Origin of the sequence: Actinokineospora globicatena (genome assembly GCF_024171945.1) — a bacterium.
In the GTDB taxonomy this organism is placed as follows: Bacteria; Actinomycetota; Actinomycetes; order Mycobacteriales; family Pseudonocardiaceae; genus Actinokineospora; species Actinokineospora globicatena.
Map to the genome: position 1 here is coordinate 201,373 of NZ_JAMTCR010000004.1, position 24,557 is coordinate 225,929.

23 protein-coding genes are annotated in these 24,557 nt (G+C 71.2%); 18 read left to right on the top strand and 5 right to left on the bottom strand.

What is annotated here, in order from left to right; genetic code table 11:
- Positions 1-5: 5 nt before the first annotated feature.
- From LV79_RS19825 to LV79_RS19835, 3 genes are all read left to right on the top strand, one after another.
- Positions 6-755, top strand: coding sequence for a YebC/PmpR family DNA-binding transcriptional regulator (locus LV79_RS19825; RefSeq protein WP_253838909.1), 750 nt, complete (start codon positions 6-8; stop codon positions 753-755).
- 62 nt (positions 756-817) lie between these two features.
- On the top strand, positions 818-1,327 hold the full coding sequence (locus LV79_RS19830) for a DUF4262 domain-containing protein (protein WP_253838911.1): 510 nt from the start codon (positions 818-820) through the stop codon (positions 1,325-1,327).
- Positions 1,324-1,776, top strand: coding sequence for a GNAT family N-acetyltransferase (locus LV79_RS19835; protein ID WP_253838913.1), 453 nt, complete (start codon positions 1,324-1,326; stop codon positions 1,774-1,776). Before LV79_RS19830 ends, LV79_RS19835 begins: the two co-directional genes overlap by 4 nt.
- Here the strand turns inward: LV79_RS19835 and LV79_RS19840 are convergent.
- Positions 1,757-2,203 carry a cupin domain-containing protein gene (locus tag LV79_RS19840; RefSeq protein ID WP_253838915.1) on the bottom strand — a complete coding sequence of 149 codons (447 nt, stop codon included), beginning with the start codon at positions 2,201-2,203 and terminating at the stop codon, positions 1,757-1,759. The two genes, LV79_RS19835 and LV79_RS19840, sit on opposite strands and share 20 nt — an antisense overlap.
- A 93-nt stretch (positions 2,204-2,296) precedes the next feature.
- Between LV79_RS19840 and LV79_RS19845 the strand changes: the two genes are divergently transcribed.
- From LV79_RS19845 to LV79_RS19890, 10 genes are all read left to right on the top strand, one after another.
- Complete coding sequence (locus LV79_RS19845) at positions 2,297-3,997, top strand: metallophosphoesterase family protein (protein ID WP_253838917.1); 1,701 nt, start codon at positions 2,297-2,299, stop codon at positions 3,995-3,997.
- A gap of 67 nt (positions 3,998-4,064) precedes the next feature.
- Positions 4,065-4,673, top strand: a complete 609-nt coding sequence (gene ruvC, locus LV79_RS19850) for a crossover junction endodeoxyribonuclease RuvC (RefSeq protein ID WP_253838925.1) — start codon at positions 4,065-4,067, stop codon at positions 4,671-4,673.
- Positions 4,670-5,266 (top strand): Holliday junction branch migration protein RuvA, encoded by a 597-nt coding sequence (gene ruvA / locus LV79_RS19855; protein WP_253838927.1) that lies wholly within the window; start codon positions 4,670-4,672, stop codon positions 5,264-5,266. Before ruvC ends, ruvA begins: the two co-directional genes overlap by 4 nt.
- The gene (gene ruvB / locus LV79_RS19860) at positions 5,266-6,324 is read left to right on the top strand and encodes a Holliday junction branch migration DNA helicase RuvB (protein WP_253838936.1); all 1,059 of its coding nucleotides are present in this window, start codon (positions 5,266-5,268) and stop codon (positions 6,322-6,324) included. The genes ruvA and ruvB overlap by 1 nt, the downstream gene beginning before the upstream one ends.
- A 126-nt stretch (positions 6,325-6,450) precedes the next feature.
- Positions 6,451-6,810, top strand: a complete 360-nt coding sequence (yajC, locus tag LV79_RS19865) for a preprotein translocase subunit YajC (RefSeq protein WP_253838945.1) — start codon at positions 6,451-6,453, stop codon at positions 6,808-6,810.
- 200 nt (positions 6,811-7,010) lie between these two features.
- Positions 7,011-8,870 carry a protein translocase subunit SecD gene (gene secD, locus LV79_RS19870; protein ID WP_253838947.1) on the top strand — a complete coding sequence of 620 codons (1,860 nt, stop codon included), beginning with the start codon at positions 7,011-7,013 and terminating at the stop codon, positions 8,868-8,870.
- Positions 8,871-8,875: 5 nt separating this feature from the next.
- Positions 8,876-10,126, top strand: coding sequence for a protein translocase subunit SecF (gene secF / locus LV79_RS19875; protein ID WP_372495369.1), 1,251 nt, complete (start codon positions 8,876-8,878; stop codon positions 10,124-10,126).
- The gene (locus tag LV79_RS19880; protein WP_253838949.1) at positions 10,123-10,650 is read left to right on the top strand and encodes an adenine phosphoribosyltransferase; all 528 of its coding nucleotides are present in this window, start codon (positions 10,123-10,125) and stop codon (positions 10,648-10,650) included. The genes secF and LV79_RS19880 overlap by 4 nt, the downstream gene beginning before the upstream one ends.
- A gap of 196 nt (positions 10,651-10,846) precedes the next feature.
- Positions 10,847-13,141, top strand: a complete 2,295-nt coding sequence (locus tag LV79_RS19885; protein WP_253840356.1) for a RelA/SpoT family protein — start codon at positions 10,847-10,849, stop codon at positions 13,139-13,141.
- A 97-nt stretch (positions 13,142-13,238) separates the two neighbouring features.
- On the top strand, positions 13,239-14,123 hold the full coding sequence (locus LV79_RS19890; RefSeq protein ID WP_253838952.1) for a hypothetical protein: 885 nt from the start codon (positions 13,239-13,241) through the stop codon (positions 14,121-14,123).
- On the opposite strand, the gene LV79_RS34595 is transcribed toward LV79_RS19890, so the two are convergent.
- Positions 14,101-14,799, bottom strand: a complete 699-nt coding sequence (locus tag LV79_RS34595) for a helix-turn-helix transcriptional regulator (RefSeq protein ID WP_308208952.1) — start codon at positions 14,797-14,799, stop codon at positions 14,101-14,103. The genes LV79_RS19890 and LV79_RS34595 overlap by 23 nt on opposite strands.
- Entirely contained in the window at positions 14,796-15,683 is an 888-nt protein-coding gene (locus LV79_RS19900; RefSeq protein WP_253838954.1) for a peptidylprolyl isomerase, read from the bottom strand. The genes LV79_RS34595 and LV79_RS19900 overlap by 4 nt, the downstream gene beginning before the upstream one ends.
- 128 nt (positions 15,684-15,811) lie before the next feature.
- Here LV79_RS19900 and LV79_RS19905 point away from each other — a divergent pair, with 128 nt between their 5' ends.
- Both LV79_RS19905 and LV79_RS19910 read left to right on the top strand, forming a co-directional pair.
- On the top strand, positions 15,812-16,519 hold the full coding sequence (locus LV79_RS19905) for an MBL fold metallo-hydrolase (protein ID WP_253838955.1): 708 nt from the start codon (positions 15,812-15,814) through the stop codon (positions 16,517-16,519).
- 1 nt (position 16,520) lies between these two features.
- The gene (locus tag LV79_RS19910; RefSeq protein WP_253838963.1) at positions 16,521-17,147 is read left to right on the top strand and encodes a hypothetical protein; all 627 of its coding nucleotides are present in this window, start codon (positions 16,521-16,523) and stop codon (positions 17,145-17,147) included.
- Here the strand turns inward: LV79_RS19910 and LV79_RS19915 are convergent.
- Positions 17,119-18,519: a YibE/F family protein gene (locus tag LV79_RS19915; protein WP_253840357.1), complete on the bottom strand. Its 1,401-nt coding sequence runs from the start codon at positions 18,517-18,519 to the stop codon at positions 17,119-17,121. The genes LV79_RS19910 and LV79_RS19915 overlap by 29 nt on opposite strands.
- Positions 18,520-18,628: 109 nt before the next feature.
- Between LV79_RS19915 and LV79_RS19920 the strand changes: the two genes are divergently transcribed.
- On the top strand, positions 18,629-20,527 hold the full coding sequence (locus LV79_RS19920; RefSeq protein WP_253838965.1) for an intein-containing Rv2578c family radical SAM protein: 1,899 nt from the start codon (positions 18,629-18,631) through the stop codon (positions 20,525-20,527).
- A gap of 57 nt (positions 20,528-20,584) precedes the next feature.
- Here LV79_RS19920 and LV79_RS19925 read toward each other — a convergent pair whose 3' ends face one another.
- Positions 20,585-21,541 carry a GNAT family N-acetyltransferase gene (locus tag LV79_RS19925; RefSeq protein ID WP_253838967.1) on the bottom strand — a complete coding sequence of 319 codons (957 nt, stop codon included), beginning with the start codon at positions 21,539-21,541 and terminating at the stop codon, positions 20,585-20,587.
- Between the two features lie 61 nt (positions 21,542-21,602).
- On the opposite strand from LV79_RS19925, the gene LV79_RS19930 reads away from it, so the two are divergent.
- Together LV79_RS19930 and LV79_RS19935 are read left to right on the top strand one after the other, a co-directional pair.
- Positions 21,603-22,346 carry a YaaA family protein gene (locus tag LV79_RS19930; protein ID WP_253838969.1) on the top strand — a complete coding sequence of 248 codons (744 nt, stop codon included), beginning with the start codon at positions 21,603-21,605 and terminating at the stop codon, positions 22,344-22,346.
- 1,080 nt (positions 22,347-23,426) lie between these two features.
- Positions 23,427-24,368, top strand: a complete 942-nt coding sequence (locus LV79_RS19935) for a serine protein kinase RIO (RefSeq protein ID WP_253838971.1) — start codon at positions 23,427-23,429, stop codon at positions 24,366-24,368.
- Positions 24,369-24,557 lie beyond the last annotated feature (189 nt).

Genomic DNA, 24,557 nt, shown 5'->3' on the forward strand with positions numbered 1-24,557 from the left:
GACCGATGAGCGGCCATTCAAAGTGGGCGACGACCAAGCACAAGAAGGCCGCCCTGGACGCCAAGCGGGGCAAACTGTTCGCCAAGCTGATCAAGAACGTGGAGGTGGCGGCGCGCACCGGCGGCGGTGACCCCGACGGCAACCCCACGCTCTTCGACGCGATCCAGAAGGCGAAGAAGAACTCCGTCCCGCAGGACAACATCGAGCGCGCCCGCAAGCGCGGCGGCGGTGAGGAGGCGGGCGGCGCCGACTGGCAGACGATCATGTACGAGGGCTACGGCCCCAACGGCGTCGCGGTGCTCATCGAGTGCCTCACCGACAACCGCAACCGCGCCGCGGGCGAGGTCCGCACCGCGATGACCCGCAACGGCGGCAACATGGCCGACCCGGGCTCGGTGGCGTACATGTTCAACCGCAAGGGCGTCGTGGTCCTGCCCAAGAACGGCCTGTCCGAGGACGACGTGCTCGGCGCGGTCCTCGACGCGGGCGCCGAGGAGGTCAACGACCTCGGCGAGAACTACGAGATCGTCTCCGAGGCCACCGACCTGGTCGCAGTCCGCACCGCGCTCCAAGGCGCGGGCTACGACTACGAGTCGGCCGACGCCAGCTTCCTGCCGTCGGTCACCGTCGCACTGGACGCCGACGGCGCGCGCAAGATCTTCAAGCTGATCGACGCGCTCGAGGACTCCGACGACGTGCAGAACGTTTACGCGAACTTCGATCTCTCCGACGACGTGCTGGCTGAGATCGACTAGTTCCGCCCGGGGCCTGGGTGCTCGCCCAGGCCCCGTTTCGGTCCCCACCGAGGAGTCCGCCCGTGCCGCTGGACGACATCACCGAGGAACAGGCCGCGCTGCGCGAGTGGCTGCTGCGGACCGCCGACGAGGACGGCCACGCCGTCATCCAGGTCCCCGGTGACGAGCACGCCGCCCCGTACGCCTTCACCGTCGGTGCCTGGCGCCGGTTCGGCGCGCCCGAGGCCGTTGTCATCGGCCTCCCCGTCGACATGAACCAGCTCTTGCTCGACACCTACGTCCGGCGCGCGGCAGCGGGGGAGCGGTTCTTCCCCGGTCTGCCCTACCTGGACTTCTTCGACGGCACGCCGGTGGTCGTAGAGCGGGTCGACCAGGACTACTACCCCTTACTCGGTAGCGCCCTCTTGCTCTACCCGTCCGGTCAGTTCCCGGCCATCCAGATCATCGTCGCCACCCCCGACGGCCACTTCCCGTGGAGCAGGCAGGCGCCGGAGGGCTTCGCGGAGTGGCAGCCCGTCCTCACCGCCAGCGGTCTCCCCGAGAGCTGGCGCCCCGGTATCGACGGCCCGTGACCTTCCGACTCGCGCCGCTGCTGCCCGACCACGTCGGCGAGGCCCTCACCGTCCAGCGCGCCGCCTACGTCAGCGAGGCGCAGCGCTACACCCAGCCGCTCATCCCGCCGCTGGTGGAGACCGTCGCCGAGTTCCAGGCCGACCTGCGGGTCGCCATCGGTGCCTGGGTCGGCCACCGGCTGGTCGGCAGCGTGCGCGGCCGGGTCGACGGGACGCGGATGGAGGTCGCCCGGTTCTCCGTCGCCCCGGACCACCAGGGCACCGGCGTCGGCCGCGCGTTGCTGGCAGGCGTGGAGGCGGCAGCCCCGCCGGAGGTCACCGTGTTCTGGCTGATCACCGGCGCCGACAGCCACGACAACCAGCGCCTCTACGGCCGCGCGGGCTACGTCGCGGTCGGCGAGCGCACCGCGCTCGGCATCCGGCTGCTGGTCATGGAGAAGCCGCGCTGAGCAGCCGCCACAGGTCGGCGGGCACGTCGTCCCGGGTGGCGAACTCGACCGAGTCGTCGGTGTAGGGCGGGATCACGACCGTGCCGACCAGCGACCACGACTTGGTTTCCGTGGTGGTCTCCGACGCCTGCCAGGTGCCCGCCGGGACCAGCAGCTGGGGGCGTTGCCCGGCGGCCACGTCCGAACCGAGCCGGTGGGCGCGGTAGCCGTCCGGACCGACGAGGTGGGTCGTCACCGGCGCCCCCGCGTGGTGGACGTACAGCTCGGCGCGGTCGAGCCGGTGCCACGCGGAGAACTCGGGGTGCTCGAGCAGGTAGTAGATCGCCGAGAAGGACTCGTCCGCCCACGACCTGGCCCACCGGCCGCCCTCCACCGGGAGCGGGGACAGGCCGAGCGCGGCGGTGAACGCGGCAACCGGATCGGTCATGGCACCCAGCCTAGGAAGCCTGCCCGTTCGGTCCTCCCGGTCGCGCCGAACCGCCGGTTACGATCTTCTCCCCGGCAGGAAGAGGCAGGTCCCGTGGCTGAACCCGAGCGCCCGACCGAGCTGACCGAGGCGGAGCTGGGGTTCGCGCCGCGGTCGGCCGTGCGCTGGCTGGCGCCCAGGGTGCTGCTGACCACCGGGGTGCAGTCGATGCTGGCGACCATCTTCGGGTCCTACGCCGACAAGCGGGAACTCCAGGGCAGCCTGCGGGTCCGGGAGCACGAGCACGACGACGCCGAGTGGGTCGACTTCGTGGCCGACCTCGGGGACGGCTTCCACGCCACCTACTCCGTCGCCCAACTCCTCGCCGCGCCCGAGCTCACCGTCGACGGGCATCCGCTGCCGCGCGGCAAGGTGCTCGTCATGGGCGGCGACCAGGTCTATCCGTACGCGTCCACTACCGACTACGAGGACCGGACGAAGGGGCCGTACCGGGCCGCGTTGCCGCTGACTGAAGCCGATTCCCCTACCTTGTTCGCCTTGCCCGGTAACCATGACTGGTACGACGGGCTCACCGCGTTCCTCAGGGTCTTCGCGCAAGGGCGGTGGTTCGGTGGCTGGCAGACAGAGCAGACCCGCTCGTACTTCGCCATCAAGCTCCCGCACAACTGGTGGCTCCTGGCCATCGACACCCAGTTCGACGACTACGTGGACGCGCCGCAGTTGGAGTACTTCCGCGACGCCACCGTGGACATGGCCGAGGGCGACGGGGTCATCCTGTGCGCGTCGAAGCCCGCCTGGGTGGACGCGGGGTCCGGCGGCAGGACCAAGGGCTACGACACCATCGAGTTCTTCGACCGCGAGATCGTCCGGTCCAAGGGCGCCGAGACCCGGGTGATGCTGTCCGGCGACAAGCACCACTACGCCCGGTACGCGGAACGAGACGACAAGCCCCGGCAGCGCATCACCTGCGGTATCGGGGGTGCCTACCTCGCGGCCACCCACGAGCTGCCCAGCCCGTTGTGCCTACCGCCCGCGAACTCCCGTGTCCGCGCCCCCTCGCCGCCCGCCTTCTATGACCTGGAAGCCCGATATCCCGATAGCGCTACCTCGAAGCGCTTCGCGCGAGGCATCCTCCGGCTCCCATGGCGCAACCCGGGCTTCTGGGGTCTCACCGGCGGCTTCCAGACGGTCATGGCACTGGCCGTCCTCTACGGCATCGTGCAGACCGACATCGGCGCCAAGGGCTTCTTCGGCCTCGTCGCGAGTTGGGCACCCGCCATCGTCGTGGGACTCGTGCTCGTCTTGGGTGGCCTCGCCTTCGCCAGGTTGGGCAATCCGCACCGGGTAGGCCTGGCCAGACTCTTCGGCCTCTTGCACGCGACTGGACACATAGGACTAGCGGTCGGCTGGTCGTACGTCGTGATCTGGCTCTATACCGACGTTTTCCCCGACGGTGCTGCCCAAGACTGGGGCACGCTGGTCGTCGTCGCGCTCGGCACACCCGTGCTCATCGGGTTCATCGACGCCGAACTCGTCGCTTGCTACCTGATGCTCGCCAGCCGCGCGGGCATCAACCTCAACGAGGTCATGGCCGGTCAGAGCATCGAGGACCACAAGGGGTTCCTGCGCATCCGCATCGATGTCGAGGGCCTCACCATCTACCCCATCCGGCTCGACCGCGTCTGCCGCGCGTGGACGACCCAACCGGGCGCCGGTCCCACCGAGCCCTGGTTCACCCCGGCGGCACCGCTGGAACCCCACCTGATCGAGCAGCCGGTCCGCGTGTCGCGGTGATCGCCACCGGCCGCACCCCATAGGCTCTCGAACGAGTGTTCACGAGCTGAGGCGGGAGCGAACAACGGTGCGCGTGCTGGGCGTCGACCCTGGCCTGACCCGGCTCGGTGTCGCGGTCGTCGACGGCGGCGCCGGTCGCGCGGTCCGGGCGGTCGCGGTGGATGTCGTCCGCACCCCGGTCGACGACGACCTGGCGGTCCGGCTGCTCAAGGTCTCCGACGCGATCGAGCAGTGGCTGGGGCGCCACCGCCCCGACGTGGTCGCCATCGAGCGGGTGTTCAGCCAGCACAACGTGCGCACCGCGATGGCCACCGCGCAGGCCGCCGGGGTCGTCGCGCTCGCCGCCGCCCGCCGCGACCTGCCGGTCATGTTCCACACCCCCAGCGAGGTGAAGGCCGCCGTCACCGGATCGGGGCGCGCGGACAAGGCCCAGGTCACGCTGATGGTCACCAAGCTGCTCGGGCTCACCGAGGCCCCCAGGCCCGCCGACGCCGCCGACGCGCTCGCGCTGGCCATCTGCCACCTGTGGCGGGCGCCGGTGCGCAACCGGATGGCCGAGGCCGAGGCGAGGGCGGCTGAGCTGGCCCGCAACCACCGTGCGAGGCTGGCCGCCGCCCGCAGGCTCGACGCGGGCCGACGACAGGGCACGGGCGCGGGCAGGGCGGTGAACGAGTGATCTCCTCGGTGCGGGGCGTTGTCGCCTCGATCGGACTCGACCACGCGGTGGTGGAGGTGGGCGGCGTCGGGTTCGCCGTGCAGGCCACCCCGCACACGCTGGCCACGCTGCGCCGCGGCGACGAGGCCGCGCTGGCCACCGCGCTGGTGGTCCGCGAGGACTCGCTGACCCTGTTCGGCTTCGCCGACACCGAGGCCCGCGACCTGTTCTGGCTGCTGCAGACCGTGTCCGGCATCGGCCCCCGGCTCGCGCTGGCCACCCTCGCCGTGCTGGAGCCCGCGCAGCTGCGCGCGGCGCTGGCCGAGAGCAACATCACCGTGCTCACCCAGGTCCCCGGCATCGGCCGCAAGGGCGCCGAGCGGCTGAGCATCGAGCTGCGCGACAAGGTCGGCGCGCTCGCCGGGTCCGGGGACGCCCCGGTCGCCCCGGCCGCCGGTCAGGTCCGCGGCTCGGTGGTCGAGGCCCTGGTCGGCCTCGGCTTCCCGGTCAAGCAGGCCGAGCAGACCGTCGACACCGTGCTCGCCGCCGACGCGGGCGCCGACACCGCCGCCGTGCTGCGCCAGTCCCTGGCGACCCTCGGGCGCAAGCGCTGATGGACGGGCTCGACCACGAGGACGAGTGGAGCGACCTGTCGCCGCTGGTCGCGCCGGGGGAGCGCGACGACGAGACCTCGCTGCGCCCGCGCACGCTCGACGAGTTCGTCGGCCAGCCGCGGGTGCGCGAACAGCTGCAACTGGTGCTCCAGGGTGCCACCAGGCGCGGCGCCCCACCCGACCACGTGCTGCTCTCCGGCCCGCCCGGCCTGGGCAAGACCAGCCTCGCGATGATCATCGCCGCCGAGCTGGGCAGGCCGATCCGGATCACCTCCGGCCCCGCCCTCGAGCGCGCCGGTGACCTCGCCGCGATGCTGTCGAACCTGGTCGAGGGCGAGGTCATGTTCATCGACGAGATCCACCGCATCGCCCGCCCCGCCGAGGAGATGCTGTACCTGGCGATGGAGGACTTCCGGGTCGACGTGGTGGTCGGCAAGGGCCCCGGCGCCACCTCCATCCCGCTCGAGATCGCCCCGTTCACCCTGGTCGGCGCCACCACCAGGTCCGGCTCGCTGACCGGCCCGCTGCGCGACCGGTTCGGCTTCACCGCGCACATGGAGTTCTACGTCCCGGAGGACCTCGAGCAGGTGCTGCGCCGCTCGGCGGTGATCCTGGGCGTCGACCTGCGCCCCGACGGCGCCGAGGAGATCGCGGGTCGCTCCCGGGGCACACCACGCATCGCCAACCGGCTGCTGCGCCGGGTCCGCGACTACGCCGAGGTCCGGGCCGACGGCGCCGTCGACCGCGCGATCGCCCGCGCCGCGCTGAAGGTCTACGACGTCGACGAGCTCGGACTCGACCGGCTCGACAGGGCTGTCCTGTCCGCTCTTGTCCGCTCCTTCGGCGGTGGCCCTGTCGGCGTCGCCACGCTCGCCGTCGCCGTAGGTGAAGAGCAGACGACGGTGGAGGAAGTGTGTGAGCCCTACCTCGTCCGCGCCGGGATGCTCGCGAGGACCCCGCGCGGCCGGGTCGCGACCGCCCTCGCGTGGTCCCACCTGGGGCTCACCGCCCCACCGGACGCCCCCGGCTGGGCTGCGCCTACCCTGTTCGACGAGTGACCGCACGCACACGGGGCCGTCGGCCGAGCCGCGCAGGTCAGCCGTGACCTGGCAGACTCGATGCCGACAACCCGAACAATCGGACGTTTCGCACCGGGTGGCGCGCCGCCCCGTGGATGGAGTGACATGAACCAGGCCCTGCTCCCCCTGCTGCTCATCGCCGTCCTGGCGATCCCGCTGATCCTCGGCTCCCGACGCCAGAAGAAGATGGTGGCACAGCAGCAGGAGCTGCAGAACTCGCTGACCGTCGGCGACCGGGTGATGACCACCTCCGGCCTCTACGGCACCGTCTCCGACATCTCAGACGACGCCTCCATCGGCATCGAGATCGCCCCCGGCGTGGAGACCACCTGGCTGCGCCAGGCCATCCGCGAGAAGGTCGGCCCGGACGTCATCGACGAGGACGACGACGCCGCCGAGCTGACCGGCGAGCACGAGTCGATCCCGGCCGACGACGCCTCCGAGTCGGGCAAGCCGAAGAACTGATCCACCGGCCCGGCGGTTCGGCGGCCGAGGAACGGGGCACGACGTGAGGCATGCAACACTGAGTTGACCCCGCAGGCGCTACGCTGCGCCCTCACCCGCTAGAGCGAACGGGTGCGGGCGCAGTGTCATGACCACCTATCGCGGCGCGCACGTCTCACAACTCGTGCGCGGCCCGCGCGACTCGAGGAGACGGACCGACCGTGGCACCACCGGTTGGGCAGATCCGCCCAGGACGCTATCTGGCGTTCTTCGTAGCAATCGTCGCTGTCCTCTACACCTTGGTGTTCGCCACCGGCGACCACCGGGCGGTGCCCAAACTGGGCATCGACCTGCAGGGGGGCACCCGGGTCGCGCTGACCGCGCGCACGGAGACCGGCGAGCCGCCGTCGAAGGAGTCGCTGAACGTCTCCCGCGAGATCATCGACACGCGGGTCAACGGCACCGGCGTCCAGGGCGCCGAGGTGGTGCTCGACGGCACCACCATCGTCATCACCGTCCCGGGTGAGAACGGCGAGAAGGCCAAGGACCTCGGGCAGACCGCGCAGCTGCGCTTCCGCCCGGTGATCGGCTCGGTCGCCGCCCAGGCGCAGCCGCAGCCCTCCACCGAGCCGCAGCCCTCGGTCCAGCCGGACCCCTCGGCCACCGGGTCCGCCCCGCCGACCGCGACCTCCGGCGCGCCCGCCTCGGGTACCCCGAGCGCAGGCGCCCCCAGCTCCACGGCCGCCCCGCAGGGCCGCCCGGCTCCCGCGCTCGCGCAGCAGCCCAGCAGTGGCGCGCCCGCGGCGACCACCACAGCGGCACCCCCGGCGACGACCACGGCGGCCACCCCGCCGCCCGCCGACAACCCGTGCACGCAGTACTCCGCCCTGCTGGCCGACCCCAAGGCCGAGACGGCCGCCCTGATCAGCGCGGGCAAGAAGTGCCGCCAGGCACCCACCCTCGCCCCGAGCAAGGGCGCCGACGGCGCCGAGGTCCCCGCCGACCAGGCGCTGCAGCAGGCCGCGCTCGCCGCGATCGACTGCGCCCCCGGCAAGAAGGACCCGCTGGTGGGCAACGACGACAAGTCGCTGCCGCTGGCCGCCTGCGACCAGGACGGGGTGGAGAAGTTCATCCTCGGCCCGTCGTTCCTGGAGGGCACCGAGATCAACAACGCCACCTCGCAGCTCGACCCGCAGGGCGTCGGCTACGTGGTGAGCATCAGCTTCAAGGCCACCGGCTCGAAGGTCTGGTCGGAGTACACCGCCTCGCACGTGCAGGAGCGGGCCGCGTTCGTGCTCGACACCCAGGTCGTGTCGGCGCCCACCATCCAGGGCGCCATCAACGGTGACACCCAGATCACCGGCGGCCAGGGCGGCTTCAAGCAGGCCGAGGCGCAGAAGCTGGCCAACGTGCTCAAGTTCGGCTCGCTGCCGCTGTCGTTCGAGCCCTCCGAGGCCGAGACCGTGTCCGCGACGCTGGGCATCGCCTCGCTGGAGGCGGGCCTCATCGCGGGCGCCATCGGCCTCGGCCTGGTCTTCCTCTACTGCCTGGTCTACTACCGGCTGCTCGGCCTGCTCACGATCCTGTCGCTGGTGCTCTCCGGCGTGATCGTCTACGCGGTGCTCGTGCTGCTCGGCCGCTGGATCGGCTACAGCCTCGACCTGCCCGGCGTCGCCGGTCTGATCGTGGCGGTCGGCTTCACCGCCGACTCCTTCGTGATCTTCTTCGAACGGCTCAAGGACGAGATCCGCGAGGGCCGGTCGTTCCGCTCCGCGGTGCCCAGGGCCTGGGCGCGCGGTCGGCGCACGATCCTGTCCGCCGACGCGGTGCTCTTCCTCGCCGCCGCGGTGCTCTACGCGCTGGCCGTCGGCCAGGTCCGCGGGTTCGCGTTCACCCTGGGCATCTCCACCGTGCTCGACCTGATCGTGGTGTTCCTGGTGACCCACCCGCTGGTCGCGGTCGCCTCGAAGTCCAAGTTCCTGTCCAGCCCGAAGCTCTCCGGCCTCGGCTCAACGCAGCGCTCCGCGGTCGCCCAGCGCGCCGCGCGCGCCACCGCTGGCACCGCCGCGAAGGAAGTGTGACGACCGTGTCCACCAACGAGACCCCAGCAACGCCGCACCTGAGCGCGACCGGTGACCTCACCGGTGCTGGTAAGCGCAGCGTCTTCGACCGGCTCTACACCGGCACCGGCGCGTTCGACATCGTCGGCAAGCGCAAGCGCTGGTACCTCATCTTCGGGCTGCTGATGCTGGTCTGCCTCGGGTCGGTGATCTTCCGCGGCTTCAACCTCGGCATCGACTTCGAGGGCGGCACCAAGATCTCCATGCCCGCGGTCAGCGCGAGCGGCGAGATCTCCACCGAGCGGGTGACCGAGGTCTTCTCGAACACCCTCAACGCCGAGCCGTCCGCGGTGCAGAAGGTCGGCGCGGGCGCCAACTCCACCATCCAGATCAAGTCGGAGTCGCTCAGCGTCGCCCAGGTCACCTCGCTCAAGCAGGCGCTGTTCACCGAGCTCAAGCCGCAGTCGTCGACCGGGGAGTCCAGCCCGGCGCAGATCAGCGACAGCGCGGTGTCGGGCACCTGGGGCGGCGAGATCTCCCGCCAGGCGCTCATCGCGCTGATCGTGTTCCTGGTGCTGGTGACGATCTTCCTGGCGCTCTACTTCGAGAAGTGGATGGCCGTCGGCGCGCTCGCCGCCCTGGTCCACGACGTCATCTTCACCGCGGGCGTCTACTCGATCGTCGGCTTCGAGGTCACCCCGGCCACGGTGATCGGTTTCCTCACCATCCTCGGCTTCTCCCTCTACGACACCGTCGTGGTGTTCGACAAGGTCAAGGAGAACACCCGGGGCCTGCTGGGCCTGACCAGGCGCACCTACGCCGAGGCGGCCAACCTCGCGGTCAACCAGACCCTGATGCGCTCGATCAACACCTCGCTGATCGCGCTGCTGCCGGTCATCGGCCTGCTGGTGGTCGGCGTCTGGCTGCTCGGTGTCGGCACCCTGCAGGACCTGGCGCTGGTGCAGTTGGCAGGCATGCTCGCGGGTGTGCTCTCGTCGATCTACCTGGCCACCCCGATCCTGGTGGACCTGAAGATGACCGAGCCGAAGTTCAAGGAGCAGGCCAAGCGGGTCGAGCTGCGCCGGGCCAACGCCGCCCGCCGCCAGGAGGCCGTCGCCGACCTGGACCTCGACGACCCGGACGCGGTCGACGCCGAGGTGCGCCGGGAGCGGGCCTACGCGGTCGCCACCAGCGTCCCGGCCCGCACCCCGAAGGCCACCGACGCCCGCCGCGGCGCCAAGCCCGCGGGCAAGCCGACCGGCAAGAAGCGCCGTTGACGCTAGCTGGAGCACTGGACAGGGCGCTCGGTCTCGTCCGGGAAGTCACCGACTTCCCCGAGCCGGGCGTCCTGTTCCGTGATCTGACCCCGGTGCTCGCCGACCGCGACGCCTTCCGCGCCGTGGTCGACGCCCTGGCCGCCACCGTGCCGCCGGACGTGGACGCGGTGGTCGCCCTGGAGGCGCGCGGGTTCCTCTTCGGCGCCGCGCTGGCCGCCGTGCACGGGCACGGGGTCGTCCCGATCCGCAAGCCGGGCAAGCTGCCCGCCGTCGCTGACCGGGTCACCTACGACCTGGAGTACGGCACGGCCACCCTCGAACTGCCCGCCGACGCCGTCCGACCGGGCCAGCGGGTCGTCGTGGTCGACGACGTGCTCGCCACCGGTGGCACCCTCGCCGCCGCGGCGGGCCTGCTCACCCGGGCGGGCGCCGAGGTCGTCGGCGCCGCGGTGGTCCTGGAGATCGCCGCGCTCGGCGGTCGGGCCAGGGCCGGGCTGCCGGTCCGCGCGCTGCGCGTGGTGTGAGACGGGCGGTCGGTCTGATCTTCAGCCGCCCGGTCGCCATCCGGCGTTCACCGTCCCCAGGCGGCGCTTCGTCGCCCCGCTGCCCGGTCATCCGGTGTTTCGGGGCTATTCTCGGTACCCGGGCCACGGTGGTGACCCGGACGACGTGCGCCGCGGACGGCGGACCGAGCTGCCGGGAGCATGGGTGACCAACGACGTGAGGGCACAGGCGGAGGCGGCGGCCGCCCCCGCCGCCGAGGGCGAGCCAGCCAGGTCGGCGACCCGGCGGGTGCGCTCGCGGCTGGCGCGGCGGATCACCGCCCAGCGCGCCGCCCCGGTCAAGCAGGTGCTCGAGCCGCTGGCCGTGGTGCACCGCGAGCTGCACCCCAAGGCCGACCTGGGGCTGCTGCAGCACGCCTACGACGTGGCCGAGGAGATGCACCGCAGCCAGCGGCGCAAGTCCGGCGACCCCTACATCACCCACCCGCTCGCGGTGGCCACCATCCTGGCCGAGCTGGGCATGGACACCACGACGCTGGTCGCCGCGCTGCTGCACGACACCGTCGAGGACACCGAGTACTCCATCGAGCGGCTGCGCGCGGACTTCGGCGACGAGGTCGCGCACCTGGTCGACGGCGTCACCAAGCTGGACAAGGTGCAGCTGGGCACCGCGGCCGAGGCCGAGACCATCCGCAAGATGGTGATCGCGATGGCCCGCGACCCCCGGGTGCTGGTGATCAAGCTCGCCGACCGGTTGCACAACATGCGCACCATGCGGTTCCTCCCGCCGGAGAAGCAGGCCAAGAAGGCCCGCGAGACGCTCGAGGTGCTGGCCCCGCTGGCGCACCGGCTGGGCATGGCCACGGTCAAGTGGGAGCTGGAGGACCTGGCCTTCGCCATCCTGCAGCCCAAGAAGTACGACGAGATCGTGCGGCTGGTGGCCAACCGGGCGCCCTCGCGCGACACCTACCTCAAGACCGTGATCGGGCAGCTCGGCGCGGACCTGGAGGGCTCGCGGATCGCCGCCAAGGTCGAGGGCAGGCCCAAGCACTACTACTCGATCCACCAGAAGATGATCGTGCGCGGCCGCGACTTCGACGACATCCACGACCTGGTCGGGGTGCGGATCCTGGTCGACGACGTGCGCGACTGCTACGCGGCGATGGGCGTGGTGCACGCGCTGTGGCAGCCGATGCCCGGCCGGTTCAAGGACTACATCGCCCAGCCCCGCTTCGGCGTCTACCAGTCGCTGCACACCACGGTCATCGGACCGGACGGCAAGCCGCTGGAGGTGCAGATCCGCACCCACGAGATGCACCGCACCGCCGAGTACGGCATCGCGGCGCACTGGCGGTACAAGGAGACCAAGGGCACCCACGCCGGGGTCGACGTCGACGAGATGGCCTGGATGCGCCAGCTGCTGGACTGGCAGCGGGAGGCCGCCGACCCGGGCGAGTTCCTGGAGTCGCTGCGCTACGACCTGGCGACCCGCGAGATCTTCGTCTTCACCCCGAAGGGCGACGTGGAGACGCTGCCCGCCGGGTCCACCCCGGTCGACTTCGCCTACGCGGTGCACACCGAGGTCGGGCACCGGTGCATCGGCGCGCGGGTCAACGGCAGGCTGGTCGCGCTCGAGCGCAAGCTGGAGAACGGCGAGGTCGTCGAGATCTTCACCTCGAAGGCCGAGGGCGCCGGGCCGAGCCGGGACTGGCTGGCCTTCGCCGCCTCGCCGAGGGCCCGGGCGAAGATCAAGCAGTGGTTCGCCAAGGAGCGCAAGGAAGAGGCGATCGAGGCGGGCAAGGACGCCATCACCAAGGAGGTGCGCCGGGTCGGGCTGCCCATGCAGCGGCTGGTGTCGGCCGACTCGGTGACCGCGCTGGCCCGCGAGCTGCGCTACCCCGAGGTCAGCTCGCTCTACGCGGCCGTCGGCGAGGGCCACATCTCCGCGCGGCACGTGGTGCAGCGGCTGGTGGCGCTGCTCGGCGGGGTCGACCACGCGGAGGAGGAGCTGGCGGAGCGGGCCACCCCGTCCACCATCACCCGCAGGCGCAGCTCCGGGGACGCCGGGGTGATCGTCAAGGACGCCACCGACGTGTGGATCAAGCTGGCCCGCTGCTGCACCCCGGTGCCCGGCGACGACATCCTCGGGTTCGTCACCCGGGGCGGCGGGGTCAGCGTGCACCGCACCGACTGCACCAACGCCGACGAGCTGCTCAGCACCCCGGAGCGGCTGCTGCCGGTGGAGTGGGCGCCCTCGGAGTCCTCGGTGTTCCTGGTGGCCATCCAGGTCGAGGCGCTCGACCGGCACCGGCTGCTCTCCGACGTCACCAAGGTGCTGGCCGACGAGAAGGTCAACATCCTCTCGGCGTCGGTGACCACCTCGCGCGACCGGGTGGCGGTGAGCCGGTTCTCGTTCGAGATGGGCGACCCGAAGCACCTGGGGCACGTGCTCAAGGCGGTCCGCAGCGTGGAGGGCGTGTACGACGTCTACCGGGTGACCTCGGCGTCCTGACTCCGCCACCGCGGCACAAGTTCACCCCATCGAGCGGCCCGCCCGCGGTGTCTGTTTCGTACAAGACCGGGTGGCGGACAGGGCTTACGTTGGTCGGGTGAAGACTCTCACCGAGGAAGCCGTGGACCGGGCCGAGGACTTCGTGTGGCGCACCGCGCGGATCCTGGACCGGCGCCGGTACGACTTGCTGTTCCACGATGGACCCGCCGAGCCGGTGCTGGCCGCGTTGGCCGCTTATCGCAACCCGGACGGCGGCTACGGGAACGCCCTGGAGCCGGACGGCCGCGGGCCGGGTAGCCAGCCGGTGACGACGCTGACGGCCTTGCACGTGCTGCACGAGGCGTCAGCGGCACCGGACGGTGTGGTCGAGTACCTGGAGTCCATCACGGCGGAGGACGGGGGAGTGCCGTTCGTGCACCCCAACATCCGCGACTACCCGCGCGCGCCGTGGTGGCAGGTGTCGGACACCTACGAGGGCTCGCTGCTCCCTACGGCCAACCTCATTGGCGCGTTGTGGCAGGCAGGCGTGACGCACCCGTGGATCGACAGCGCTGCCGACTTCTGTTGGACCCGGATCGAGGCTCTTACGACAACGCACCCGTACGAGGCCTTGGGTTGCGTGGGGTTCCTCGACAACGCCCCGGACCGGTCCCGCGCCGAGGAGTCGGCCGCGCGCGTCGGCAGGCTCGTGCGGGACAACGGGCTGGTGCGCATCGGTGCGGATGGGACTGTCCCGGAGGGATACAACCCCGCCGAGCTGCACGCCCCGCACGAGTACGCGTCCACACCGGCCTCCCTCGCGCGGGCGTGGTTCACCGACGCGGAGCTGTCCGCCAGCCTCGATGACCTCGTCGACGCCCAGCACGACGACGGCGGGTGGCGGGTCCGCTGGGAGAGCTGGACGCCTGCGACCGAGTACGAGTGGGCGGGGTGGTTCACCATCGAATCCCTGCGGACCCTCAAGGCTTACGACCGCTGGTGAGTTCGCCGAGCGACTGCCCTGCCAGGGTTCGGACTTCCCGGGCCAGGTGGGGCTGGTCGGCGTATCCGGCCCGGTAGGCGACTTCGGCGAAGCCGAGTCCTTGCCTGGCCAGGGTAAGAGCCTGCTGGAAGCGGAGCACGCGGTGCAGGGTCTTGGGGCCATAGCCGAAGGCGGCGTGGCTGCGGCGGTTGAGCTGCCGTTCGCTAAGACCCAGCTCGTCGGCCATGCCTCGCACGGTCTCGCCGGTCGCGGCCAAGGCGCGGATGGCACCGATGGCTGGGTCCGGGTCGGTCGGTAGTGCTGCCAGCAGGATCCGCTGAGCCTCATCCACCCCGGTCGACGCCTCAAGTCTCGACAGCAGCTCCCCGGCTCGACTGCCCCAGAGGTCGCCGAGGTCCACTCGCGCGTCGAGCAGTTCGCTCACAGGTAGACCTAACGACGTGTCACCTGGGCGGAACCGCAGGCCCACTAGGGACACGTTCCTGGCGGGGTGGGCGCGAGTGTCCGGCCCGGCTACCCACAGCCGACCGCTCTCCCGTTCCCACATGACGTCAACGCAGCCGTCAGGGACAACGGTGACGGTAGTGCTGTCTTCAGCGTTGCTGCTCTCACGGCTCCAAACGCAAGCGACGCCCGCCCCAGTACCCCGGGGCGGGCGTCGTTCGCGGTAGGTCACGCGACCGTGACGGTCGAGATCTTCACCTCGTTCTTCGGCTTGCCGTCACCCGGGTTGCCCTGGGAGACGGTGCCCGCCTTGGCGATCTCGTCGATCTTCTTCATGCTCTCGGCGTCGATGGAGCCGAACACCGTGTAGTTCGGGGGCAGCTCGGCGGTGCCGTAGACGATGAAGAACTGGCTGCCGTTGGTGCCCTTGTTGGTGTCCGGGTTCTTGCCCGCGTTCGCCATCGCCAGCAGACCGCGGCCGTACTTGATCTCCGGGAAGACCTCGTCGTCGAAGCTGTAGCCGGGGCCGCCGCTGCCGGTGCCCGACGGGTCGCCGCACTGCAGCACCTGCAGGCCGTCGGTGGTGGTCAGCCGGTGGCACGGGGTGTCGTTGAAGTACCCCTGCTTGGCCAGGCTGGTGAAGCTGTTGACCGTGCACGGCGCCAGGGCGCGGTCCAGGGTCGCCTTGACCTCGCCGCCGTTGATGGCCAGCGTCGCGGTGGCGGTGCCCTGGCTGGAGATGTCCTTGGTCTCCGGCGCCTTGACCTGCTTGGCCGCGGGCTTGTCCGCCTCGGCCGGGTACTCGCAGCTCACCTTCGCGGGCAGCGCCGCGGTCCGCTTGGGCACCGCGGCCAGCTCGGTCGGGATCGAGGTGGGGGTGTCCGGCGGGGTGTCCGGCGCGCTGGTCTCCACGGTGTTGGAGGACGCGGTGTCGGTGGTGCTGTCGTCGCCACCGATGTTGGCCAGCCAGTAGATCACGCCGACGACCGCGACCACGCCGACGACGGTGCCGATGACCCCGACGATCCGCCGCTTGCGGGCGCGCTCTGCCCTGTTGACGAGCTGGCGCTCCAGCTTCCGCTTGGCCGCCTCTCGGCGCTGCTCGTTGCTCGGCACCTCGCACCCTCCTACCTGACCGCAAACTTGCTGGCGCGCAGTCTATGGGGACCCCCGGTAAGAACCGCGTGGAGGTAGGCCCCACTAGGCTGAGAAGAAGCCAAGAATCCGCGACCGGAGGTCCACCCGTGCTCGTCGTCGGCTTCCCGACAGGCGCCTTCCAGGCCAATTGCTTCCTGATCGCGCCCGAGGCGGGCGGCCCCTGCGTGGTCGTAGACCCAGGTCAGGACGCTGAAGAGGCGTTGGTGGCCGCGCTGGCCGAGCACCGGCTCGCGCCGGTGGCGGTCGTGCTGACCCACGGGCACCTCGACCACACCTTCTCCGTCACACCGGTCTGCGACGGCAACGACGTGCCCGCGTGGATCCACCCGGACGACCGCTACATGCTCAGCGACCCGCTGCGCGGCCTGAGCGACGAGGCCGCCCGGTTCTTCGGCCCGCTGACCATGCGCGAGCCCGCCGAGGTCCGCGAGCTCACCGACGGCGCCGAGCTCGACCTGGCCGGGCTGCGGCTGACCGTGCGGCACACCCCGGGGCACACCGAGGGCTCGGTCAGCTTCGGCCACACCACCGCCGAGGGCGGCGAGCTGCTGTTCTCCGGCGACACGCTGTTCGCGGGTTCGATCGGGCGCACCGACCTGCCCGGCGGGTCGATGGCCAGGATGACCGAGTCGCTGCGCGGGCTGCTCGACCTCGACGACGAGACCGTCGTGCTGCCCGGTCACGGCCCGACCACCACGATCGGGCGGGAGCGGGCGAGCAACCCGTTCCTCACCGGGATGGTGGACCTCACCGACCCCGCCGCCGCCCACCGCGGCCGCGGCAAGGGGATCTGACGTGGCCGAGACCGACCCGATCCCGCTCAACCTGACCCAGTCCGACCGCCGCCGCGGCGTGGTGTCCCTGGTCGTCGCGCTGGTCATCGGGGCAGCGCTCGGCGGGGTCGTCGGGCTCATCGCCGGGCAGACCGCCGGGTTGATCACCGCCGGGGTGGTGGCCGGGCTGCTGCTCCTGCTGGCCTGGGCCTCCGCGCGGCGCACGCTGTGGCTGCGCGACGGGACCACGGTCGTAGCCCGCACGATCGGCAGCAAGTCGGTGGACCTGCGCGCGGCCGAGCGGCTGGAGCTGATGGTCACCGACGTGCGCGGGATCCGCACGGTCGGTCTGCTGGTGGCCCGCAAGGGCACCTCGATCAACCTGGCGCTGGCCATGTACTCCGGCACCGGCGGCCGCGAGCTGGGCATCCTCGTGCTGCGCAAGCTCGCCGACGCGCTCGCGCGCAGCGAGAACCCGGCAGGCCTGGTGTTCTCCCAGCTGCTGGTCGCGCAGCTGCGCGCGGAGGCCAAGGGCGAGGCGCCGCCGGACCGCCCGCTCTACCGGCTCGGCTCGCTCGCGCCGACCGGCAGGCTGGCCCAGCGGCTCAAGCCGGAGGCGATCACCCGGTTCGTGGCGTCGCTGGACTGAGCGCGGGCTCCAGCGCCGGTTCGCGCACCGCGACCAGCGCCGCGACCGCGGTGGTGACCGGGACGGCGGCGACCAGCCCGATGCTGCCCACCAGGGTCCGCACGATCTCCTGGGCGATGGTCTGCGACCCCAGCACGGTGCCGAGGCCGACCCCGGACAGCGACGAGTAGAGCAGCACTGGCAGCGCGGCACCGGCGTAGGCCATGACCAGGGTGTTGACGGCGGAGGACACGTGGTCGCGGCCGATGCGCAGGCCCGCGGCGTACAACTCGCGCCACCCCAGCGCCGGGTTGGCCGCCCGCAGCTCCCACACCGCGCTGGTCTGGGTGACCGTGACGTCGTCGAGCACGCCGAGGGCGCCGATCACGATCCCGGCCAGCAGCAGGCCCCTGGTGTCGATGCCGTGGCCCAGGGACCCCAGCAGCGTCGCGGTCTGGTCGTCGAGGCCGGTGAGGTTGGTCGCGGCGCTGAACACGGCGCTGAGGACACCGATGAGGGTCAGGCTGACCATGGTGCCCAGCACGGCGGTCGAGGTCCGCGCGGACAGGCCGTGGGTCAGGTAGAGCACCGCGAACATGATCACGCCCGCGCCCGCGATCGCCACGAGCAGAGGGTTCTCCCCGGCCAGGATCGCCGGTAGGACGAACAGCAACAGGACCGCGAAGCTAAGCACCAGCGCACCTAGCGCCTTGAGGCCCTGCCAGCGTCCTAGCACCAAGACCGCGATGGCGAAGAGTGCGGCCAGGACGCTAAGAGGGACACCGCGCTGGAAGTCGACGAGTTGGTAAGAGCCGCCGCTGAGCGCGTCGCCGCCGTTGTAGGCGAGCACCACGTCGTCACCGACCGCGAAGCGCGGGGTGCTCGGCTCGATCGGGACAGCCGTGCGGATGTCGCTGCCTTTGGCCACCCCGTCGGTCATCTCGACCGTCACGGTGAGGCACTGGTCGCTAGAGGTGTCGCCGCTGCTGCACGGGCTCGCCTCGGTAGCGGTAACTGTCCCCGATACGGCTTGCTGGCCACGGCTCTCCGGCCCGTCCCCGGTGGGGTAGAGCAAGACCATTCCCACGACGGCTGCTAGCGCGAAGGGGGCCAAGAGCGCCAAGAGGAGCTTGCGGACGCGGGGGGACACCGGGGTCGCTGGGCCGTGGTGATGGCCGTGGCCGTGGTGGTGGCCGCCCCGGCGCCGCCTGGCGGCGCCGCTGTCCTCTTCGCCGTCGGGCTTGGCGCCGTCGTGTTCGGCACTGTCCGCGGGCCGTGCCGTGCCGTCGGGTCGGGCCGGTTCGGGTCGGGCGGGGTTGGGTCGGGCGGGGTTGGGTCGGACAGGGTCGGGTCGGGCGGCGCGGTCGCGCTTGGCCAGTTCCGCCTCGGTCATCCGGGGGATCGGCTGGGTTTCCCAGTCCTGCACCGCGACATCGTGCCAGTCGGGTGCCGATCGGGCCGAAGCGGTTGCGCCGTGTTCGAACATGTGTTCGACTAGCGGGGTGCGATGGGAGCGGCAGCTGGTCGGGGAGACGGGGGAGAATGCTGCGGGAGAACAGGCGTTGCCGGGCTTGCCCGGGTTGGTGCGCAGTGTGCGCGCGCCGGAGTTCGCGGGCGTCGTGTTCCACGAGGTCCTGGCGAAGTCGGTGCTGAACCGGGTGCCGGAGGGCTCCGCGATGCCGTTCAAGTGGACCATCAACCCCTACCGGGGGTGCACCCACGCCTGCAGCTACTGCCTGCACGGCGACACGCCGATCCTGATGGCGGACGGCACCACCAAGCCGATGGCCGAGCTGCGCGTCGGCGACCGCGTCTACGGGACCGAGCGGCGCGGCAGCTACCGGCACTACGTGCCCACGGAGGTGCTGGACCACTGGACCACGGTGAAGCCTGCGTACCGGGTCACCCTGGTCGACGGCACCCAGCTCATCGCCAGCGGCGAGCACCGGTTCCTCACCGAGCGCGGGTGGAAGCACGTCACCGGCGAGGTCTCCGGGCCCGCCAGGCGGCCCCACCTGACGGCGGGCAACAAGCTGATGGGGACCGGCCGGTTCGCCCTGCCGCCCAAGGACACCGCTGACTACCGCCGTGGCTACCTGTCCGGCATCGCGCGCGGTGACGGCACGGTCGCGGAGTCCGAGCGCGCCGCCGCCCGGGTCGCCGAGTACCTGACCGGTGACTTCGCGTTGACGCTGCCTGTGGAGTGGCCGCGCACGCCGACCGACGAGTGGCGCAAGGGTTTGCTCGCGGGCGCCTTCGACGCGGACGGCACGTTCTCGCACCGCATCCTGCGGTTGCCCAACCTGGGCGACCGCGCGCTGGCGGCCGTCAAGGAGGCACTGGAGACGTTCGGGTTCTCTTACGCCACCGAGTCCCGGCGGGCCGCTGGCGGTAAGACGTGCGTCCGCGTTGACGGAGGTCTTGCCGAACACCTGCGCTTGTTCCACACGACCGATCCGGCCGCGACCGAGAAGCGTTCGATCGACGACGCGGCCATCAAGTCCGGTGCGCAGCTCGGTGTGGTGTCGATCGAACCGCTCGGGTTGGACCTACCGCTGTTCGACATCACCACCGGCACTGGTGACTTCATCGCGAACGGCGTGGTCAGCCACAACTGCTTCGCGCGCAACAGTCACACCTATCTCGACATGGACGCGGGGCGTGACTTCGACAGCCAGATCGTCGTCAAGGTCAACGCGCCGCAGGTCCTCACGCGACAGTTGGCGTCACCGCGCTGGGACGGTTCCCCGGTCGCCATGGGCACCAACACCGACCCGTACCAGCGCGCGGAGGGGCGCTACCGGTTGATGCCGGGGATCATCGGCACCCTCGCCAAGCACGGCACGCCGTTCTCGATCCTGACCAAGGGCACACTGCTCAACCGCGACATCCCGCTGCTGCGTGCGGTTAGCGCTGACGTGCCGGTGTGGCTCGGTGTCTCGGTGGCGCTGCTGGACCGAGAGCTCCAACGCGTCCTAGAGCCGGGCACGGCGTCACCGCAGGCCCGGTTGGAGATGGTGCGCAGGCTCAACGACGCAGGATTGTCGTGTGGTGTGGCTGTCGCGCCAGTCCTACCTGGGCTGACGGACTCGGTCGAGCAGTTGGACGCGTTGTTCTCGGAGATCGCGGCAGCGGGGACGACCAGCGTGATGGTCACCGCGCTCCACGTCCGTCCCGGTACGCGCGAGTGGTTCGCGGCCTGGTTAGCGCGGGAACACCCCGAACTGGTCCCGCTCTACCGGCGCGTCTATGGCGTATCGAGCTACGCGTCCGCTGGGTACCGCGCGGAGTTATCGGCCCGGGTCGCGCCACTGCTGCGGCGGCACTCACTGTCGACTTCGCAGTTCGAGCCGCCGATCCCCGCGCAGCGCACGGCGGAGACACAACTGACCCTGCTCTGAACTAGGCCGCACCGCGCCGGGGCACGCTCTTGAGTGGGCGCGGTGCGGCTGTCCAGGTCAGTCGAGCGCGAGTACGTGCTGGGTGAACTTGGCGACGATCTCGTAGCCCGCGCGCTCGTACACCGCAAGCGCGCCGGTGTCGTTGTCCGCGTCGACGCTGAGGCCCGCTGTCGCGAAGCCCGCGGCCCTGGCGTCGTGCATCAAGGCCGACAGCAGGGCGGTCGCCAGCCCCCGGCCGCGCCACGCGGTGCGGGTGCCGACGTCGGCCACCCACATCTCCTTGTGCCCGCGCGCCGCGGTGTCGGCGGCGTGCTGCTGGCTGATCACGAACGCCGCGATGTCCCCGGTCGCGTCGTCGCGCAGGTGCGCGGACAGGGCGGCCTCCAGCGGCGGGGTGCTCACGAAGTGCTTCTCCCAGAACGCGGTGTCCACGGCGGTGGAGCCCCAGTGCTGGGCGAAGGTGTCGTTGCGCAGGTGCCGCAGCGCCTCGGAGAACTCGGGCCGGTAGCGCTCCAGGGTGAAGCCCGCGGGCACCGGGTGCCGGGGGAGGTCCTCGGTGAGCTGGGCGCGCATGTCGAAGAACCACCGGGTCGGCCGGTAGCCCGCCGCTGTCACCAGCGCGGCCAGGTCCGCGTTCGGCTCGGGCGTCGCCACGACGCCCTCCAGCCGCAGCCCGGGGAACGTCCTCGCGTGCCTGGCCCGCGCGCACCCGTGCAGCTCGCGCAGCAGCCGCGTCCCGATACCGCGTCGGCGGTGGGTGGGGGCGACGGCGCCGAGCAACCGGATCTTGTTGACCTCGACCGCGCCCGGCCTGCTGTAGGTGATCCCGTAGCCGACCATGGCGTCGCCGTCGAACGCGGCGACGGTCTCGTCGGGCGCGGCCTCGCCGATCAGCTTGGCGTAGTCGTCCGGGCCCTGGTGCTCGTCGAGCTGGTCGACCGCCTCGATGTCGGCCGCCAGCCGCACCCAGGCGGGTCCGTCACCATCCGTGAGAGTTCGCCATGTCAGGTTCACGACCCCGCACGGTAAGACACCCGGGGCGACCGGCTCGACCGGTTTTCTCTACGCTCTGCCGGTGCTCGTGCTGCTTCCCCCCTCGGAGACCAAGAGCGTCGGCGGCGTCGGCCCCGCGCTCGACCTGGCGTCGCTGTCGTTCCCCGAGCTGACCCCGGTGCGCGAGCGCGTCGCCGCCGCCCTGGTCGCGCTCGCCGACGACGTCCCCGCCAGCCTCGCCGCCCTCGACCTGTCCGAACGGCAGGTCGACGAGGTGGAGCGCAACGCGGCCCTGTTCAGCACCCCCACCCGCCCGGCCCTGGAGCGCTACACCGGCGTCCTCTACGACGCGATGGCCATCCCCGCCTTCACCAAGGCCCAACGCCGCCGCGCCGACGCCCGCCTCGCCGTCGCCTCAGCCCTCTTCGGCATCGTCCGCGCCGCCGACCCCATCCCCGCCTACCGCCTCTCCGGCGCGTCAGTCCTGCCGTCCCTCGGCTCGCTGCGCTCGGCCTGGAAGCCGACCCTGGAGAAGACCCTGTCCACTGTGGACGACCTCCTCCTAGACCTCCGCTCCGGCGCCTACGCCACCCTCGCCCCCATCCCCACCGCCATCACCGTCCGCGTCGTCACCGAAGACGCCGCCGGGCGCCGCAAGACCGTCAGCCACTTCAACAAGGCCTACAAAGGCCGCCTAGCCGCAATCCTCGCCACCGCCCCCCGCGAACCCACCACCCTCCGCGGCATCCTCTCCCTAGCCGCCGGTGCAGGCCTCCAGTTGCACCCCGTCACCCCCACGTCCCTAGACCTGGTGGTCACCCCATAACCCGGCGGCTAGTCCACGCCGAGAGCCTTTCTGGCCTTAGCTGCCGCTCTTACGCGCCCCTCGGGCTTGGCCCCGTGCTACCCGCACGCCTCTGGGTCCATCAGCACAAAGCGCCCTGCGCCACCAGGCCTACCTGCTCAACCGCGCGCCTCTAACCCCGCCAGCACTAGCCGCCACTGGCTCCGCCCCTAGCCCCACCAGCGCAGAAGCACCCGCACGCCTCTAACCCCGCCGCCAGCGCTAGCCGCCACCGGCTCCGCCTCTGGCCCCACCAGCGCTAGCGCCTCCGGCTCCGCCTCTTGCGCCCCAGCCCCGCTTCGCGCCCGCGCGGTCCCACCCCAGCCCGGCCCCCACCCTCTCCGGGGGGCGTCCCTGGGCCAGTCTACCGGGACCCACCGACAGTTGATCTTGAAGCCAGGGGTGCGGAGATCCACATGTGGATAACTTTTGTCACCCAGAAGACGGAAAATCGGGAGGGCTGCGACGGCATATCGCCTGGTCGGGACCATGGGGGCCGCTGGAGTGGGCGCAGGCCCGAGCAAGTCGTCGCCCGAGTGATCAACTGAGGGTCTCCAGCGTGTCCAACTGTCCATAGTGGACGCCACGGAGATCTCTCAAGCGCGGCCGTGCGGGACCCTCTTACCTCGCCGCACCCGCTTCGCGCGCGCACGCGGTCCCTCCCCTGCCCAGCCCCCACCCTCTCCGGGGGGCGGCCCTGGTCCAGTCTACCGGCACCCCCCGACAGTCGATCTTGAACCGACCCCCGCAGAGATCCACATGTGGATAACTTCTGTACCCCATAAGCATGAACCTCCCCCGCCGCCCAACCAGGCCGAAAAGCCGCCGCGACCAGCTAAAACGCCCCCAGTCAATAAACCGGTTGCGCGACACCAAGGCAGCACGAGAAGCTGTGCGAGAAGTGCCGGTGGAGAAGAGCCGGTGGAGAGAAGCGGGAGGTGCGTGATGTCGACAGCTGTCGTTGTGGGCGTGGCGTTGTCCCGTCCACCCGCCCCGCCAGGGCCGCGCTAGTCGACTAGCGCGGGGGTGGGGCGTCCTTTCTCAACCGAGGAGTCCCATCCAGTGCGAGAGCACGATTTCGACGACGCCCCCAAGTCCAGCAAGATGCGGCGGCGCAGGTTTGACGACGATCCCCAGCCCCAGCGGTCCGGCAGGCTGACCGAGGCCGAGAAGCTTCGGCTGTCCCGGGTTCGTGAGGACGCGTACACCGCCGAGCTCGAGTTGCCCGAGGGCGCCGACCGGTGGTCCACGTGGGCCGACAGTGAGCAAGGGCCCCACCCGAGGCCCGACTGGCTCGTCACCAGTGACGCAGCGGCGGATTTCGAGCTCGGGGTGCTCAAGACCGGTAAGGAAGCCGACGTGTTCGTCATCGAGCGCGCGGTGGCCGAGGGTGAGAGTTGCCTGTTGGCCGCGAAGCGGTACCGCAGCGGGGAGCACCGGCTGTTCCACCGGGACGCCGGGTACCTGGAGGGCAGGCGGATGCGCCGGTCCAGGGAGAGCAGGGCGATCGCCAACCGGACGGTGTTCGGGCGCAACCTGATCGCCGAGCAGTGGGCGGTGGCCGAGTTCGCGGCGCTGTCGCGGCTGTGGTCGGTCGGGGCGCCCGTGCCCTACCCCGTCCAGCGCGACGGCACCGAGTTGCTGCTGGAGTTCCTGGCCGACGCCGACCGGCAGGGCGCGCCCCGGCTCGCCCAGTGCAGGCCGGACCCGGAGCAGCTGCGTGAGCTCTGGGAGCAGTTGGTCGCCGCGCTCGAGTTGTTCGCGGCGCACCGGCTGACCCACGGCGACCTGTCGGCGTACAACGTCCTGGTCCACGACGGTCACCTGATGGTGATCGATCTCCCCCAGGTCGTGGACCTCGTCGCCAACCCCGCCGGTGCCGAGTTCCTGGCCCGTGACGTGGCCAACATCTCCCGTTGGTTCGCAGGTCGGGGGCTGTCCGAACAGGTCGTCGACGCCGGCGCGCTGACCGCCCACCTGCTCGCCGTCGCGGGTCTCGGCTGACCCGCGGCACGTGATCCCGCTCCCGCCGTGCGGGGGAACGTCACGCCGTCGGGTAGAGTGGGCAGCGCACCGTGAGCGGAGCCGACCGACTGGCTCCGGTGAAACGACAAGCCGGTGCCTACACCCACCCGACGGCGTGACACACGCGCCGGGCTCGTCCGTGCGATAGCCTGCCGGCCTCCTGAGAAG

Excerpts from the sequence above, each read along its gene's own strand:
- ruvB (WP_253838936.1), top strand. The coding sequence starts at position 5,266 with ATGGACGGGCTCGACCACGAGGACGAGTGGAGCGACCTGTCGCCGCTG.
- LV79_RS19840 (WP_253838915.1), bottom strand. The coding sequence starts at position 2,203 with ATGACCGATCCGGTTGCCGCGTTCACCGCCGCGCTCGGCCTGTCCCCG.
- yajC (WP_253838945.1), top strand. The coding sequence starts at position 6,451 with ATGAACCAGGCCCTGCTCCCCCTGCTGCTCATCGCCGTCCTGGCGATC.
- LV79_RS19915 (WP_253840357.1), bottom strand. The coding sequence starts at position 18,519 with ATGACCGAGGCGGAACTGGCCAAGCGCGACCGCGCCGCCCGACCCGAC.
- LV79_RS19825 (WP_253838909.1), top strand. The coding sequence starts at position 6 with ATGAGCGGCCATTCAAAGTGGGCGACGACCAAGCACAAGAAGGCCGCC.